This window comes from Streptomyces sp. Xyl84 (assembly GCF_059731885.1).
The window spans coordinates 396,313-410,812 of the sequence record NZ_AP029183.1; the positions used below are offsets into that span (position 1 = coordinate 396,313).

Below are 14,500 nucleotides of genomic sequence, written 5' to 3' on the forward strand. Positions count from 1 at the left end.
CGGCTATCAGCGCGGGGTCTCCGAGACGGCCCAGTTGCCGGCAGCGGCCCCTACCTCCCGTACCAAGCGGGACGTCACCGGCACCGGTACGTCGTGGCGGGCGGCGGCGCGCAGCAATGCGCCGCCGATGGCGTCGAGTTCCAGTGGCCGGCCCGCTTCCGCGTCGCGCTGCATGGAGGATTTCGTTGCGGGCGGGAAGGCGTCGTACCGCGCCAGGGTCTGGGTGATGTCGGCGGGGGCACCGCAGGCGCGGCTCACCGCAGCGGTTTCAGCGACCAGGCTCTCCAGCTCATCGCGGTGGCGGGTACGGGCCTCGCCGAGGGGGAGCCTGTACCGGGTGGTGAGCAGGGCCATGGGTGCGAGGAAGGCCATCTTCGCCCACAGGGCCCCGGTCTCCTCCTCCGCTGCGCGGGACGTCGTGCCCGCGTCGGACAGGCTCGCGGCCAGGGCTTCGACGCGAGGGCGGGGGGCCGTCTCGGCGGTCAGGTCGATCTCGACGAACGGGCTGCCGTGCTCGATCAGGACGGGCCCGGTGCCGTCGGGCCGGAGGCGGGTGGACTCCACACGGATCACTCCGGGGGCCACCTGGTCGGGCCGGTAGCGAGCGCGCAGGATCGCGGGATGTTCGACGCCGTTCAAAAGGGGGACGACGAGGGCGTCGCCGAGGACCTCGGGCGGGACGCGGGTGAGCGCGGCGTCCAGCGTGGTGTGCTTGACGGTGATCAGGCACGCGTCAACCGGCTCGCACAGTTCGGTGGCCGCCTCCACGGCGGCCGTGAAGCCGCCGAACTGGCGGCTGCGGACCTCGATCCCACTGCTGCGCAGGGTGTGTGCCGTGGCTTCGCGGGCCAGGCAGATGACACGGTGGCCGGAGCGGGACAGCAGGGCGGCCAGCAGGCCGCCGATGCCGCCGGCTCCCAAGATGGCCACAGTGGGCTTGCTCGTCATGAGGATGTCCTCTCGTCGGTCGGCCCCGGTGATCGGTGGCCGCCTTCAAGAGGATCTTCGCAGAGTTGTCGTCCCAGTGGGGGCACGGATGCAGAGTCTCTCGGGCGTGCGGGGAGGAAGAACGGCGCCGGGCCGTCGGGGAGCTGACGCAGCGTGTCGGCGCACGACCGCACCACCGCACCACCGCACCACCGCACCACCGCACCACCGAAAGCCCATTACGCCGAGCCGTCCGGCACCCCGCAGCGCGTTCGCCCGGATTCGAACATCCTCGCCGAGCACGGAGCGTGGGAGCCCGCCGGAGCGCCCGGGCTCGAACTGTCCGCTGTCCTGCCGACCTTCATGCAGGGCCCCCCGCTGGGCGCGCGGAACGGGGCAGGAACGACCGACGTCATCCGCCGCCTGCTCACCCGAAAGGTCCCCGCCGTCCCCCGCATCGGCTGGAACGTCGTCGACATGCGTGACGTCGCTCACGGCCGAAGGCTCGCCCGGCAGGCAGCTGTCGCCACCGCCATCGTCGCGAGCCGGAACTCGACCGCCGGTCCACCGCGTCACCCGAGTCCAGGCCCCTGGCCCCTGCCCCGGGACGCCGACGATGTGACAGGCGCGGTCGTCGACGTGTACCCGGGGGAGGCCGTAAGAGCTGAGCTGGTGTCCCTCTGCCGAATCCGTCCGTCAGATGACCTTCTTCTCCTCGGTGACCATCACGGCCACCGAGTCCATGTCGATGAAGCGTGCTTCGTCGGGGTTGACCAGCGTCCGGTAGTTCTCGGAGGCGAAGAAGGCGTCGTGGTCCTCCCAGTCCTCGAACCAGATCTCCGTCAGGCCGTCGTAGGCCCGGGGCGGGTAATTCTCGGCGGGGACCGGGTGGGACACGGTGTACTTGCGCACGTAGCGCTCCGCCTCCGGGATGGAGGTGAACAGCGGCGCGTGCCGGTCCCGGTGGTGCTCGACGAAACGCTCGTACGACATGCCCTCGACGCGGTTGATCATGAAGATGAGTTTCAGCATGGGGTTAACCTAAAAGCTCACATCAGTGTCAGGGGCAAGTGAGTCAGCAGAACGTGAGGAGTTCGGCATGCGGATCGGTGAACTGTCCGCCCGGACGGGAGCCAGCCGCCGGTCGCTGCGCTACTACGAGGAACAGGGCCTGCTCGTCAGCTCCCGTTCGCCCAGCGGACAGCGCCACTACGAGGACGAGCACGTCCAGCGGGTGCGCCTCGTGCAGGCGTTCCTGGCGGCAGGCATGTCCAGCGGCACCATCGCCGAGATGGCTCCCTGCATGTCCGAGCCGACCGAGGACAGGGCACGGCAGGCACTGGAGATCATGGGCCGTGAACGAGCCCGGCTGTCCGAGGCCATCGAGGGCCTAGGTCCTGTCGTCACATTCCCGTCGTCCGCCCGGAGGGCGGGCCTCGCGGCGTCAGGTGCGTGCTCTCGGCGTGCCGGGCCCTGACCCTCGTACTGGACGTACTCGGGTCTGGGCCCGGTGCGGCGAGAGTGCGTGCATGGCGTCGCGAGGCAGGCGGGAATTTGACGACAGGGCCTCGCCGCCGCCAGGGCCGCGCTGGACCAACTCATCGAGGACAACCACGCGTACCTGGCACGGTCGGCGGACGAAGCTCCGTGAGCGGGGGCCGTCCGGCCCAGGGCGCGGACCGGAGGAAGATCCGACCGAAACCGATGCGGGTCTTCGAGGAGAACGAGCTTCCCGGACGGCTCGGTCTGTTCCTCGACCACGGGATCACCACCATCAAGTCGGTGGGCGATCCGACGGACGGGATCCTGGCCGCACGGGACGGACTCGCCGCAGGCACGCTGCGGGGCCCGCGACTGCTGGCGACCGGTTGCGGCATCACCGGACGCGGCGGGCACCCCGCCGCCACGGTCTTCGGCTCCTGCTGAACACCGGTCCCACCAGGGACATCCGCCACGTACGCGACCTCCGCATGGTGATCCTGAACGGCGAACTCGCCGTCGATCGGCGTCAGTTGTGATGTCCGCGGAGGCTGTGAACGGGTGAGTCAGGTCTCGGCCGGGGGATTTCGAACAGATGAGGGCCTTCCGGTTCGGTACGGATCGCGACATCCCCACCGAGCGACGAAAGGTCCTCCTGCCCCCCCGTGATGCGGGCTCGACTCGACGCGCGTCCACTGCACCACCCACAGGGTCAGGCCGGCAGCAGAGACGGGGAACGCCGCGACCCTAGGAAGCTCGCGCGTCGTGGTCCTCGCGATGGGCGAGGACTTCTTCCATGTGGGTCTGGGCCCACTGCCTGAGCCCGCGTGTCAGGTGGTGGAGTGAGAGGCCGAGGCCGGTCAGCTCGTAGGTGACGGTGACAGGGACCGTGGGTGTCACGGTACGGATGAGCAAGCCGTCGCGTTCGAGAGCCCGCAGGGTCTGGGTCAGCATCTTCTGGCTGACGCCGGCCAGCAGCCGGGCCAGCTCGGAGTAGCGCATCGCCTTCGGCGTGTGCGACGCACCGGAGTGTTCGGACGTGTCACCGCCCAGTGCGCACAGGATCAGGACGACCCACTTGTCCGAGATCCGGTCGAGGAGCTGACGGCTGGGGCACACCGCCAGGAACGCGTTGTACTCCGCCTTGGCCTGCGCCTTCTTGTCGGCCTTCGTCGTCGCCACTGGTCTTGCCTCTCACCTTCTGGGTTGTTACGCACTTCGAAGTGCCTACTTCCCGACAGGAAGTTCCTCTCCAAGACTGGTGCAAGGGGGCCGGAGACACCACCCCTCGCACGAAGTGAAAGGCACCACGATGAACACGCCCTCCGCACCTCTTCCCGGTGGAACCTGGACGCTGGGTGACTCGCCCGTCACCCGGTTCGGCTACGGCGCGATGCAGCTCGCCGGCCCCTGGGTCATGGGGCCGCCCGCCGATCACGACGCCGCCCTGGCCGTGCTGCGCGAGGCGGTCGGCCTCGGGATCACCCACATCGACACGAGCGACGCCTACGGACCGCGCATCACGAACGAGCTGATCCGTGAAGCGCTGCACCCCTACCCGGAGCAGCTGTTCATCGCCACCAAGGTGGGTGCGACCCGCGACGCGCAGGGCGGCTGGCCCACGGCCCGGCGCCCCGAAGACCTGCGCAAGCAGATCCATGAGAACCTCGAATCCCTCGGGGTCGATACCCTCGACCTGGTCAACATGCGCATGGGTGACGCTCAGGGCCCCCGGCCCGGCCCGATCGCCGAAGCATTCGAGACGCTCGTCGACCTCCAGCGAGAGGGACTGATCCGCCACCTCGGCGTCAGCAATGTCACCGGGGAGCAGATCGCTGAGGCGCGCGGCATCGCCCCGATCGTGTGCGTGCAGAACATGTACAACCTCGCCCACCGCCACGACGACGACCTCATAGATCATCTCGCCGCCGAGGGCATCGCCTACGTGCCGTTCTTCCCGCTGGGAGGCTTCACACCGCTGCAGTCCGAGGCCCTCTCACAGGTCGCGCACCGACTGGGTGGGACGCCCATGTCGATCGCGCTGGCCTGGCTGGTGCAGCGCTCGCCGAACATCCTGCTCATCCCCGGTACTTCGTCCACCGCTCATCTGCGCGAGAACATCGCAGGCGCCGGGATCTCACTCTCCGACGAGGATGTGGCGGAACTGGACAGCATCGGCCACTGAACGACACACAGGTCACGGTCACCTCCTAGGCAAGCTCGTCCTAACCGTCTGATTCCTGCGTGGGCGGCCGGCTCCGGCCATGCGTCTCCCGGCGAGGGCTACGAGGGCGCGGCGCGGGTGGGTGCGGCGGAGGTGCTGTCGGTGCCGGTGGCCGACCGGACGCCCCGAGGACCGGACAGGCTTCGGAGTGCGGCCCCCGACGGCATTGCTGACCGAAACCGACGTCATCCGTGGCACTTACCGCGAAGGTTTACCACGGCTCAACTCCTTGACGGACGAAGTGACTTCCCGCCGATGGGAACCTGCTGAGGGCGCCGCGAAGGGCGGCGGCTCCAGCGGAGAACCGCGAAGAGACAGGGGGAAACACATGGCAGTCACGAAGGGGCGTGCAGCCGTCGCGGCGGCAGGGGGACTGCTCATGCTCGTCACGGGCGTGGGCACCGCCGAGGCAGGACCGGGGGCGCCGGCGGCCTCGCGCTTCGCCCAGCAGGCCGAGTCCGCGCACCTGACCAGCGCGCAGACCACGGCGCTGCAGGCGGAGGTGGACCGCTACCTGAAGAAGACGGGCGGGACGCAGGTCGCGCTCAACAAGATCGACCTCAAGGGCAAGGGCGAGATCCTCGTCGCCCTGCCGGGCGAAGCCCACCCGCGCGACTTCGCCTCGGGCAACGGGCTGCGCGCCGCCGCCGACCCGTGCCTGGACGTTGCGGGGGTGTCCGGGAACTTCTGTGCCTACCAGCGGGACGACTTCAGCGGGAGCATCATCAAGATGCGCCAGTGCAACACGAAGTACTACGTGTCCACCTGGGGCAAGGGCGGTTCCTGGGTCAACGACCAGACCCGCGACCTGGAGAGCCGCCGGGCCCGGATGTACAACCCCAACGGCACCATGATCTACAAGACGCCGCGCGCGTACAGCTCGGACGCCCACGGCGACTGGAGCCCCGTCCGCTACGTGATCCCCTGCGGCTAGGGCGTGTGTCCCGGGACGTTGGTGACACGCGTGCCGGGTGCTTGGACGGGTGAGGGCCTTCTGGGTCCGGTGTGGACTGCGACACTCACGCCCGACCGCAGGAGGCCCTCATCGATCATCCACCGGTGACCGCCGTCACGCCCTTGCTCTGCCCTCCTGGGTCGTCGCGCCCCGCTTGCTCTCTCCCCGCGGGCGGTCAGCCGCGGACGTGCAGCCCGAAACCCGTGCGGCCGGCGGGCTCCAGTCCCTCCTTCAGGTGCAGCGAGGGGATCTCGTAGTCGCCGAAGTTCTGCCGCCGGAATGCGATCGGCTCGGTCGACTCCAGGGTGAGCAGGCGTTGTTCCCAGGCCTTGGCGACGTCCCGGTAGTCCTCGCCGGTCATCCGATCGGTGCCGTACAGCACGAAGGGCGGCAGTACCTCGATGCCCGGGTAGTAGAGGATGCCGTGCTGGATCGGGAACAGCAGATCGTCGATGGGGCCGTTGATCCCGCGAGCGGCGTAATGCGGCTCCGGCCCGCCGACGGTCACCGACAGCAGGGCCTTCCTGCCCGCGAGAGTGCCTTCGCCGAAGCGCTCGCCGTACTTGGTGTCGCTGTGCTCGCCGACACCGTACGCGAAGCGGTAGGTGAACACCCGGTCCACCCAGCCTTTGAGGATCGCGGGCATGGTGTACCACCACAGCGGGAACTGGAAGACGATCGTGTCGGCCCACAGCAGCTTCTCCTGCTCGGCGAGGACGTCCGGGGTGAGCGTCCCCGCCTCGAAGGCCCGGCCCGAGTCCCGGACGACCTTCAGCGGACTGGACGCGTGGGGGCCGTAGTCCGCGGCGTCCGCGACCGCCTTCCAGTTCATCGCGTACAGATCGCTCACCCGTACCTCGTGCCCGGCGGCCTCCAGGGTGGACACCGCGAGGTCCTTGAGCGAGCCGTTGAGCGACTCCGGCTCCGGGTGGGCGTAGACGATCAGCGTCTTCATGGGAACTCCTTCGGATCTGGTGCCTCAGATCCTGGGCGTCCCGGCGCCCGGCGTTCAGGGGCTCCTTCTCCGTCGGACGGGACTTCCTGGTAACGGCAGGGCCACCTTCACGGGCACCGGCGAGGCCATACTGGGGACATGGACGATCTCGCGGGCTTCTTGCGGACCCGGCGTTCCCGGGTCGCCCCGGCGGCCGTCGGCGTCCCCACCGACAGCCGCCGCCGGGTCGAAGGGCTGCGCCGCGAAGAGGTGGCGCATCTGTCCGGAGTCAGCGTCGACTACTACGTACGCCTGGAGCAGGGCCGTGCGACCCAGCCCTCCGAGCAGGTCCTCGACGCGCTGGCCCGCGTCCTCGGTCTCGACGAGACCGAGCACGAGCACCTCTACCGGCTCGCCCGCCAGCGCCGCCGCCGCGCGAAGGCGCCCGGCGGGCGGGTCCGGCCGGAGCTGCTGCGCCTCCTCGACCTGGTCGCCGACGCTCCCGCGCTGATCATGGACCACCGTCTGGACGTGCTCGCCGGGAACCGTCTCGCCGGACTCCTCTTCGGCCGGCCGATTCCGGGCCTGAACACGGCCCGTCACATCTTTCTGGAGGAGGCCGAGCACGGTCTCTACGCGGACTGGGAGAACTGCACGCTCGACGCGGTCGGGCACCTGCGTCTGGCCGCCGGGAAGTTCCCCGACGATCCCCGCCTGGCCTCGCTCATCGGGGAGCTGGCGATGGGCAGCGAGCGCTTCCGCCGCCTCTGGGCTCGCGCGGACGTGCGCGCCCGCACACATGGCCGCAAGGCCTACCGGCACCCGCTGGTCGGCCGCCTGGAGCTGCACCAGGAGAACTTCCCGCTACCGGACAAGTCAGGCATGGAGCTGCTGGTGCTGTCCGCGGCCCCCGGCACCCCCGACGAGAACGGACTGCGCCTGCTCGCGGGCCTCGGCGCGGACAGCGGTGACGCGCATTCCCCGGTGAACGCTCAGCGGGCACGGTGACCGGGCGCGGGCGCCGGTGCCGGGCCAGGGGCTGAGGACGGTTTCTGGCAGAAAAGATCTCAGATGTGCCGGGCGGGCGGCCTACCCTGAGCCTCGTTCCTACTATCTGGGAGAAGCATGACAAGCAGGTTCACCGAGTTGACCGTCGACTGCGACGATCCGGAGAGACTCGCGGCCTTCTGGTGCGAGGTGCTGGACTTCAAGGTGATCGACCGGGCGGAGGGCAAGGTCGAGATCGGCTCCTGGGTGCCGACCGTCGAGGAGGTGCGGGCCCGCCAGATGCCGCCCACCCTGGTGTTCATCCGTGTGCCCGAGGGCAAGACCGCCAAGAACCGGCTCCATCTCGACGTCAGCCCGATCGACGGCAGCACCGAGGACGAGGTGACCAGGCTGCTCGGCCTCGGCGCCTCCACGACGGACGTGGGCCAGGGCCCCGGCCGGAGCTGGGTGGTCATGGCCGACCCCGAGGGCAACGAGTTCGACGTCGTGCGCACCCTGGCGCCTGACGACCGGCTCCGGGAGTCGTTGGGAGGTTGACTCCGGCGCCGGTGCCCGTGTCCGGCGTCTGTGCGCGGCTTCCGCTCCCCGCGCGCCTTCGTCGAGGCCGACCGCAGGCCCGGACCGCCGTACCACACGGGCCCCGCTACGGCCGTTCGGCTCCGCTCAGGGGCGCCGCCGGAACGGGGCAAGGGTGGCCCGCACCAGATCGGCTGCGCCCCAGTCGGGCTCGAACTGGGCGATGACGGCCAGGTGCTGGCGTAGCTGGAGGATCGGCATGCGTGCGCGCCAGTCGCGGTCGAGCCCGGTCAGCTCGGCGTACAGCCTGAAGAAGACGTGGGCCTCGGGCGGCGGCGCCGTCGTCCACAGGTGGGCCAGGTCGACCTCGGCCCACATGTACGACACGGCCGGGTCGATCAGCGCGGGCCGCCCGTCAGGGGTGGCCATGACGTTCTGCGCCCACAGGTCGCCGTGTGTCAGGCACGCGGGCCTGACCGGCAGCAGCTCGGGCAGCCGGTCGCACAGCCGCTCCAGGGCTGCCCGGTCCGCGGCGTCGAGCGCCTCCTGGACGCGATGCTCGCCGAGCCAGCGCAGCAGACGGTGCTGGGCGAAGAACTCGAACCCGTCGTCGTCCCAGGCGTTGACCTGCCGACGACGGCCCAGCCAGTTGTCCCGGTGCCACCCGAACCGGGGGTGTCGCGTGGTGGTGTGCAGGTGGGCGAGCGCATGCGCGAACTGCTCCCAGAAGGCCTCGGTGCCCGGCCGGGTCTCCAGCACGGACAGGACGAGCAGGTCGCGGTCCGCGAGGATGATCTCGGGCGTGACGACGCCGCCCGCCTCGCGCAGCGCGGTGAGTCCTTCGGCTTCCGCGGCGAACGCGTCGTCCGACGGCGGCTCCGTGAACGCCTTGACGAACACCCGCGTGCCGTCACCGCGGCGCGCGATCCCCGCGGTCGCGGCGAGGCCGCCGGTGGCCGGCTCGGCCGTGACGACATCGGTCAGGCCGGCCGCACGCAGGCGTTCGAGCAAGAAGGACATCGCGGCTGTCACGGGGGTGCTCCTGTCGTCGTGGTCGCGGTCAACGAGGGGGGATCCGGGCCCGAACGGCGGGGCCGGTGAAGTACGGGCAGCAGGCGCAGGGGGCGAGCCGGCTGTGCCGCCGTCCCGCTTGATTTCATCCGCTCGGTTGGGGGCTCGCTCGTGGGGAGTCCGCCGCGGCGGTGGAGTCGGGGAGTCAGGGGGAGTTCAGGGTTGTCGTCAGGGTGATCACCGATGGGCAACGCCGCTGCCACGCAGCAGAGTTGTCGTAGTCACCCTAGGTCCTGTCGTCACATTCCCGTCGTCCGCCCGGAGGGCGGGCCTCGCGGCGTCAGGTGCGTGCTCTCGGCGTGCCGGGCCCTGACCCTCGTACTGGACGTACTCGGGTCTGGGCCCGGTGCGGCGAGAGTGCGTGCATGTCGTCGCGAGGCAGGCGGGAATGTGACGACAGGGCCTAGTCACCTGAGCACCGCCGGAGGTACCTCGATGCAGCTACGCCTTGCCGTCACCGCTCTTCTTCTGACCTCTGCTCTCACGGCCGGTGCGGTTCTGCCCGCAGCCGCCGCCTCTGCCGCTTCCGGTGCCCCGGCGTCCGCGCAGCCCACTGTCCAGGACATCCTCGGCCACGTGCCCGACGACATCGTCGCAGGCGCGTTGATCAGGCAGGACGGCGTGGGCGCCGCTGCCGGCCCCGTCACCGCCGACGCGTACCTCCGGGCCGGCAGCGTCACCAAGGTCTTCACCGACACGGTGGTGCTGCAACTCATCGCCGAGCACCGGATCGACCTGGACGCACCGGCACGGCGGTACGTCCCCCAGGTGCTGCCCGAGGCGTACGACGGCGTCACCGTGCACCACCTCCTCGACCACACCAGCGGCCTGCCCAGGCCCGCCCCGACACCCGGCCCGGCCGACGGACCCGGATGGCAGTCGAGATCTGTGACGCCCGAAGACCTCCTGCGCGAATCGTTCGCCGCAGCCACGGGCACGCCGCCCGAACCCGGTCATGAGCAGCAGTACAACGGGCTCAACTCCTTCGTCCTCGGTCTGATCGTGGAGAAGGTCACCGGTCACTCCTTCGCCACCGAGCTGGAGCGCAGGATCATCCGCCCGCTGCGCCTGCGCCACACCAGCCTGCCCGCCGCCGACGACCCCACGATCCCCTCGCCGCACGCGGAGGTGTACGTCGAGGGACAGGACGTGACCGAGCAGAGCCCGTACCCGTGGGCGGAAGGAGGCCTGATCTCCACCGCAGCCGACCTGGACCGGTTCACGACCGCCCTGTTCCGGGGCCGCCTGCTCCCACCCGCCGAGCAGAAACTGGTGTTCGAAGTGCCGGTCGCGACGAACGGCCCCGACAACAAGAACTGCTCCGGTCCGACGCCCTGTTACAGCGTCGGCGGGCTCATGCGCCACCAGCTTCCGGACGGCGAGGAGGTGTGGGGCAAGACCGGTTCCCGTCCCGGCTGGGACAACGGCTTCTTCGCCACCCGCGACCTCCGCCACCGCCTGGTGTACTCCCTGAACCCGACAGGGGCCGGCGATGACCTCCCGTACATCAAAGCCCTCATCGACGCCGCGCTCACCGCATGACAGCCGGACCGTCCGTCCGGCCGGTCCATGCCGTCGTCGACACGGCGGGGCAGAGCCCGTCGCAGTCACCGGCTCCGCTGTTCCGCGACCGGGCAGCGGGCCGCCCTGCACCGGGCCGCTGTCCGGAGCGCGGCTGCGTCCCGCCGCCCACGGCTTCGGCGCGGCGACGAGGCGAGCCGCGCCGAAGCGGTCGCTACGGCCCGGTCGGTGGAGTGCCTGCGGGCATCAGCTGGGACGCAAGGAGTGACCCCGGCGGCGCCATTCCTCCGCGAGCAGTTCGTACGAGCGGACCCGGTCCGTGTGGTCGTGGGTGATCGTCGTGATGAGCAACTCGTCCGCGCCCGTCGCCTCCTGGAGTTGTTCCAGCTGGTCGGCCACCCGGGCCGGCGATCCCGTGAACTGGGTGTCGAGGCGGTCCTGGACGAGGGCCCGGTCCTCGTCGGTCCACGTACGGGCGCGCGCTTCCTGCGGCGTCGGGAACTCGATGGCGCCCTCGGCGGTGCGGATGCTGCGCACCCACAGGCCGTATCCGGTGGCCAGTTCGCGGGCGGCGGCGTCGTCCTCGGCGACGACGACGTCCGCCGAGACGCTGACGTACGGCTTGTCGAGGAACTCGGAGGGCTGGAAGAAGGACCGGTAGCCCTCCACCGCCTCCAGCACCGTGGCCGGGCTGACGTGGTAGTTCGCCGCGAACCGCAGCCCTCTGGCGCCCGCCGTCTCGGCGCTCTGCCCACCGCTGCTGCCGAGGATCCACACGTCCACGTCGGCGCCCTCCCCCGGCACGACGTGCGCCTCGACGCCCTCCGGCGAGCGGTAGGTGCCGGCCAGCAGGGCGAGGAGGTCGTCGATCTGCTCGGCGTAGTCCTGTGGCGCGGCGCCCGGCAGCAGGAGCAGTCTGCGCTGCAGCGCAATGCGGGGTGACCCGAGCAGATGCTCGAAGGAGAAGCGAGGCGGGATCAACAGGCCGTTCGGGGCGCGGCCGTCGACGACCGGGGTCGCCGTCGGCAGCGGTGCGGCCGGCTGTCCCGGCGGGCGGCCGCCCGAGCGGCCCAGTCCCAGATCGAACCGGCCCGGGTGCAGTGCGTCGAGCAGTCCGAACTCCTCCACGGTGGACAGCGCGGTGCGGTGCCCGAGCTGTACGGCTCCGGAGCCGAGCCGGATGGTGGAGGTCGAGGCGGCGGTCAGCGCCAGGACGACGGCGGGTGACGTGCCGGCCACGCCGGGGTTGAGGTGGTGCTCGGCGAACCAGTAGCGGGCGTAACCGAGGCGCTCGGCCCGCTGTGCGAGGTCGATCGAGTTGCGCAGGGCGTCGGCTGCCGTCGAACCCGACGGGATCGGGACCAGGTCGAGGATGCCGAGGGGGATGTCAGACATGGGCGGACTCCTGGGAAAGCGGTGGTGCAGGCAGCACGGGTCCCCATGCGAACGGCGGGTCCGGGATCTCGCGGCGCAGCACGGGGGCGGCCTCGGACTGGAACAGCTCCAGGGAGGCTCGGTGCCGGGACTCCGTCAGCCCGCCCGCGTCGGCGTGCAGGTGCAGCACGGTGTGCCCGAACTGTTCGTGGTAGCGGTGCACCTTGTCGATGACCTGCTGCGGGCTGCCGATCAGTGCGGAGCTGCGTTCGGCGAAGTCCTCCAGGGTCTCGAAGACGACCGGCAGGCCGGCCCTCTCGGCAAAGGCGCGGTTGGCCTCGAAGACCGGCCGGTACGCGGCCAGCGCCTCCTGCGAGGTGGGGGCGAGACAGATGCCCGCGGTACCGGCGCCGACGGCGATCCGTGCCGGGTCGTGACCGTAGTGGTCCCACCGCTGCCGGTAGTAGCGGACCAGCTCGGCGTACGGCTCGATGGGGTGGGTGACGTTCGCCGAGAACAGCGGGTCGCCGTAGCGGGCGGCCAGGTCGACGGACTCCTTGCTGGTGGCGCTGCCGTGCCAGACCCGGATCGGCCGCTGGTAGGGCCGTGGCCACACCTCGGCGTCGGTCAGCGGGGGACGGAAGCGGGTCGCGGCGGTGACCCTGTCCTGACGCCACAGCTTGTGAAAGACCTCGTAGCTCTCGGCGTTGCGGCTCCACTGGTCCTCGGGCGTGACGTGGAACAGGTCGCGCTGGGCGGCGCCGTTGCCCTTGCCGATGATCAGGTCGAGGCGCCCGTCGGACAGGTGGTCCAGCGTGGCGTAGTCCTCGTACGCCCGCACCGGGTCCAGCAGGCTGAGCGTCGTGACGGCCGTGAACAGGCGGATCCGCTTCGTCAGGGCGGCCACGTGGCTGAGCACGACGGTCGGGGACGAGGAGATGAACGGCCGCTCGTGCCGCTCCCCCACGCCGAAGCCGTCGAAGCCCAATTCCTCGGCCAGCAGGGCGCTGTCGAGGACCTCGCGGAAGCGTTCGTGGGTCGGCTTCTGTATCCCGGTGACAGGGTCCGGGCGGTGCACGATGAGGGTGATGGCCAGGAATTTCACGACGCCACCCGCTGCTCGCCCGGCAGGGAGTCGGGGTGGGCGAGGCCGAGGTGGTCGCGCAGGGTCGTGCCCTCGTAGTCGGTGCGGAAGACGCCCCGCTCCTGAAGGAGCGGGACGACCTTGTCGGCGAAGGGGTCGAGGCCGCCGGGGGTGATGTGGGGGACGAGGATGAAGCCGTCGGAGACGTCGGCCTGCACGAAGTCGTCGATGGTCTGCGCCACGGTGGCCGGGGAGCCGACGAACGTCTGCCGGTTGCCGGTGTTGACGACCAGGTCGCGGATGGACCACTTGTTGGCCTCGGCGAGCTGCCGCCACTGGCGGGCGACGGCGATCGGGTCCCGGTACATCCGCACCTGGGCGCGGCCCCGCGCGATGTGCTCCTCGCTCACCACGGGGTCGACGTCGGGCAGCGGCCCCTCCGGGTCGTACGCCGACAGGTCACGGTTCCACACGAACTCCAGGTGCTTGATGGCGGTGGCGCCGCTGACCTGCTGCCGGCGCACCTCGCGCGCGAGTTCGGCGGCCTCCTGGTCGGTGTCGCCGAGCACGAAGGTCGCGGCGGGCAGGATCAGCAGCTGGTCCGGGCGGCGGCCGTACTTGGCGAGGCGGTTCTTGACGTCCGTGTAGAACGCCTGGCCCTCCTTCAAGGTGGCGTACCGGCTGAAGATGGCGTCGGCGCTCGACGCGGCGAACTCGCGGCCCTCCTCGGAGTCGCCGGCCTGGAAGATCACCGGACGGCCCTGGGGGGAGCGCGGCACGTTGAACTGTCCCCGGATGTCGAAGTGTTTCCCCGTGTGGGCGAACGAGCCCGGCTCGGCATCGCGCAGGAAGACCCCGGTCTCCTGGTCGGCGGCGATCTCGTCGCCGTGCCAGGAGTCGAAGAGCTCGTTCGCCGTGGCCAGGAACTCTTCGGCGCGGGAGTAGCGCTCCTCCTGCGGCAGGAAGCCGCCGCGGCGGAAGTTCTCCCCGGTGAACGCGTCCCAGGAGGTGACCACGTTCCACGCGGAGCGACCGCCGGAGAGGTGGTCGAGGCTGGCGAACTGGCGGGCCACCTCGTAGGGCTCGTTGAACGTGGAGTTGATGGTGCCGGTCAGGCCGAGGCGGTCGGTGACGGCGGCGAGCGCGGCCAGCACGGTGAAGGTGTCGGGGCGGCCGACGACGTCAAGGTCGTAGATCTGCCCGCCCTGTTCGCGCAGGCGCAATCCCTCGGCGAGGAACAGGAAGTCGAACTTGGCCCGTTCGGCGGTCTGCGCGAAGTGGACGAAGGAGCCGAACTCGATGTGGCTGCCGGCGGCCGGGTCGCTCCACACGGTGGTGTTGTTGACGCCCGGGAAGTGCGCGGCCAGGTGGATCTGCTTCAGCGGCTTGCTCATGGTGGGTGCGGTC

14 protein-coding genes and 1 pseudogene are annotated in these 14,500 nt (G+C 70.5%); 7 read left to right on the forward strand and 8 right to left on the reverse strand.

Annotated features, from left to right (window positions below):
• Nucleotides 1-6: 6 nt before the first annotated feature.
• Entirely contained in the window at nt 7-948 is a 942-nt protein-coding gene (locus tag AC6I72_RS33515; RefSeq protein WP_498005219.1) for a ketopantoate reductase family protein, read from the reverse strand.
• Between the two features lie 675 nt (nt 949-1,623).
• A complete protein-coding gene (locus AC6I72_RS33520) occupies nt 1,624-1,959 on the reverse strand; it encodes an EthD domain-containing protein (RefSeq protein WP_498005220.1) in 336 nt (111 codons plus the stop codon).
• A gap of 67 nt (nt 1,960-2,026) precedes the next feature.
• Between AC6I72_RS33520 and AC6I72_RS33525 the strand changes: the two genes are divergently transcribed.
• Nucleotides 2,027-2,404 carry a MerR family transcriptional regulator gene (locus tag AC6I72_RS33525; protein WP_498005221.1) on the forward strand — a complete coding sequence of 126 codons (378 nt, stop codon included), beginning with the start codon at nt 2,027-2,029 and terminating at the stop codon, nt 2,402-2,404.
• Between the two features lie 218 nt (nt 2,405-2,622).
• Nucleotides 2,623-2,844, forward strand: a pseudogene (locus tag AC6I72_RS33530) (amidohydrolase family protein); the annotation flags it as partial.
• 309 nt (nt 2,845-3,153) lie between these two features.
• On the opposite strand, the gene AC6I72_RS33535 reads toward AC6I72_RS33530, so the two are convergent.
• Nucleotides 3,154-3,588, reverse strand: coding sequence for a winged helix-turn-helix transcriptional regulator (locus AC6I72_RS33535; RefSeq protein WP_498005222.1), 435 nt, complete (start codon nt 3,586-3,588; stop codon nt 3,154-3,156).
• A gap of 130 nt (nt 3,589-3,718) precedes the next feature.
• On the opposite strand from AC6I72_RS33535, the gene AC6I72_RS33540 reads away from it, so the two are divergent.
• Nucleotides 3,719-4,591 carry an aldo/keto reductase family oxidoreductase gene (locus tag AC6I72_RS33540; RefSeq protein ID WP_498005223.1) on the forward strand — a complete coding sequence of 291 codons (873 nt, stop codon included), beginning with the start codon at nt 3,719-3,721 and terminating at the stop codon, nt 4,589-4,591.
• Nucleotides 4,592-4,958: 367 nt separating this feature from the next.
• Nucleotides 4,959-5,564 carry a peptidase inhibitor family I36 protein gene (locus AC6I72_RS33545; RefSeq protein ID WP_498005224.1) on the forward strand — a complete coding sequence of 202 codons (606 nt, stop codon included), beginning with the start codon at nt 4,959-4,961 and terminating at the stop codon, nt 5,562-5,564.
• Between the two features lie 196 nt (nt 5,565-5,760).
• Here AC6I72_RS33545 and AC6I72_RS33550 read toward each other — a convergent pair whose 3' ends face one another.
• Entirely contained in the window at nt 5,761-6,540 is a 780-nt protein-coding gene (locus AC6I72_RS33550; protein WP_498005225.1) for an NAD(P)H-dependent oxidoreductase, read from the reverse strand.
• Between the two features lie 138 nt (nt 6,541-6,678).
• Between AC6I72_RS33550 and AC6I72_RS33555 the strand changes: the two genes are divergently transcribed.
• Entirely contained in the window at nt 6,679-7,527 is an 849-nt protein-coding gene (locus AC6I72_RS33555) for a helix-turn-helix transcriptional regulator (protein ID WP_498005226.1), read from the forward strand.
• Nucleotides 7,528-7,644: 117 nt separating this feature from the next.
• Entirely contained in the window at nt 7,645-8,064 is a 420-nt protein-coding gene (locus tag AC6I72_RS33560; protein WP_498005227.1) for a VOC family protein, read from the forward strand.
• Between the two features lie 126 nt (nt 8,065-8,190).
• Here AC6I72_RS33560 and AC6I72_RS33565 read toward each other — a convergent pair whose 3' ends face one another.
• Nucleotides 8,191-9,075, reverse strand: coding sequence for a fructosamine kinase family protein (locus AC6I72_RS33565; protein WP_498005228.1), 885 nt, complete (start codon nt 9,073-9,075; stop codon nt 8,191-8,193).
• 615 nt (nt 9,076-9,690) lie between these two features.
• Here AC6I72_RS33565 and AC6I72_RS33570 point away from each other — a divergent pair.
• The gene (locus tag AC6I72_RS33570) at nt 9,691-10,656 is read left to right on the forward strand and encodes a serine hydrolase domain-containing protein (RefSeq protein ID WP_498005229.1); all 966 of its coding nucleotides are present in this window, start codon (nt 9,691-9,693) and stop codon (nt 10,654-10,656) included.
• A gap of 225 nt (nt 10,657-10,881) precedes the next feature.
• Here AC6I72_RS33570 and AC6I72_RS33575 read toward each other — a convergent pair whose 3' ends face one another.
• Genes AC6I72_RS33575 through AC6I72_RS33585 form a run of 3 tightly spaced genes read right to left on the reverse strand, consistent with a single transcriptional unit; the run spans nt 10,882 to nt 14,487 of the window.
• A complete protein-coding gene (locus AC6I72_RS33575) occupies nt 10,882-12,030 on the reverse strand; it encodes an LLM class flavin-dependent oxidoreductase (protein WP_498005230.1) in 1,149 nt (382 codons plus the stop codon).
• Entirely contained in the window at nt 12,023-13,114 is a 1,092-nt protein-coding gene (locus AC6I72_RS33580) for an LLM class flavin-dependent oxidoreductase (protein WP_498005231.1), read from the reverse strand. Before AC6I72_RS33580 ends, AC6I72_RS33575 begins: the two co-directional genes overlap by 8 nt.
• The gene (locus AC6I72_RS33585; protein ID WP_498005232.1) at nt 13,111-14,487 is read right to left on the reverse strand and encodes an NtaA/DmoA family FMN-dependent monooxygenase; all 1,377 of its coding nucleotides are present in this window, start codon (nt 14,485-14,487) and stop codon (nt 13,111-13,113) included. Before AC6I72_RS33585 ends, AC6I72_RS33580 begins: the two co-directional genes overlap by 4 nt.
• Nucleotides 14,488-14,500: the final 13 nt, after the last annotated feature.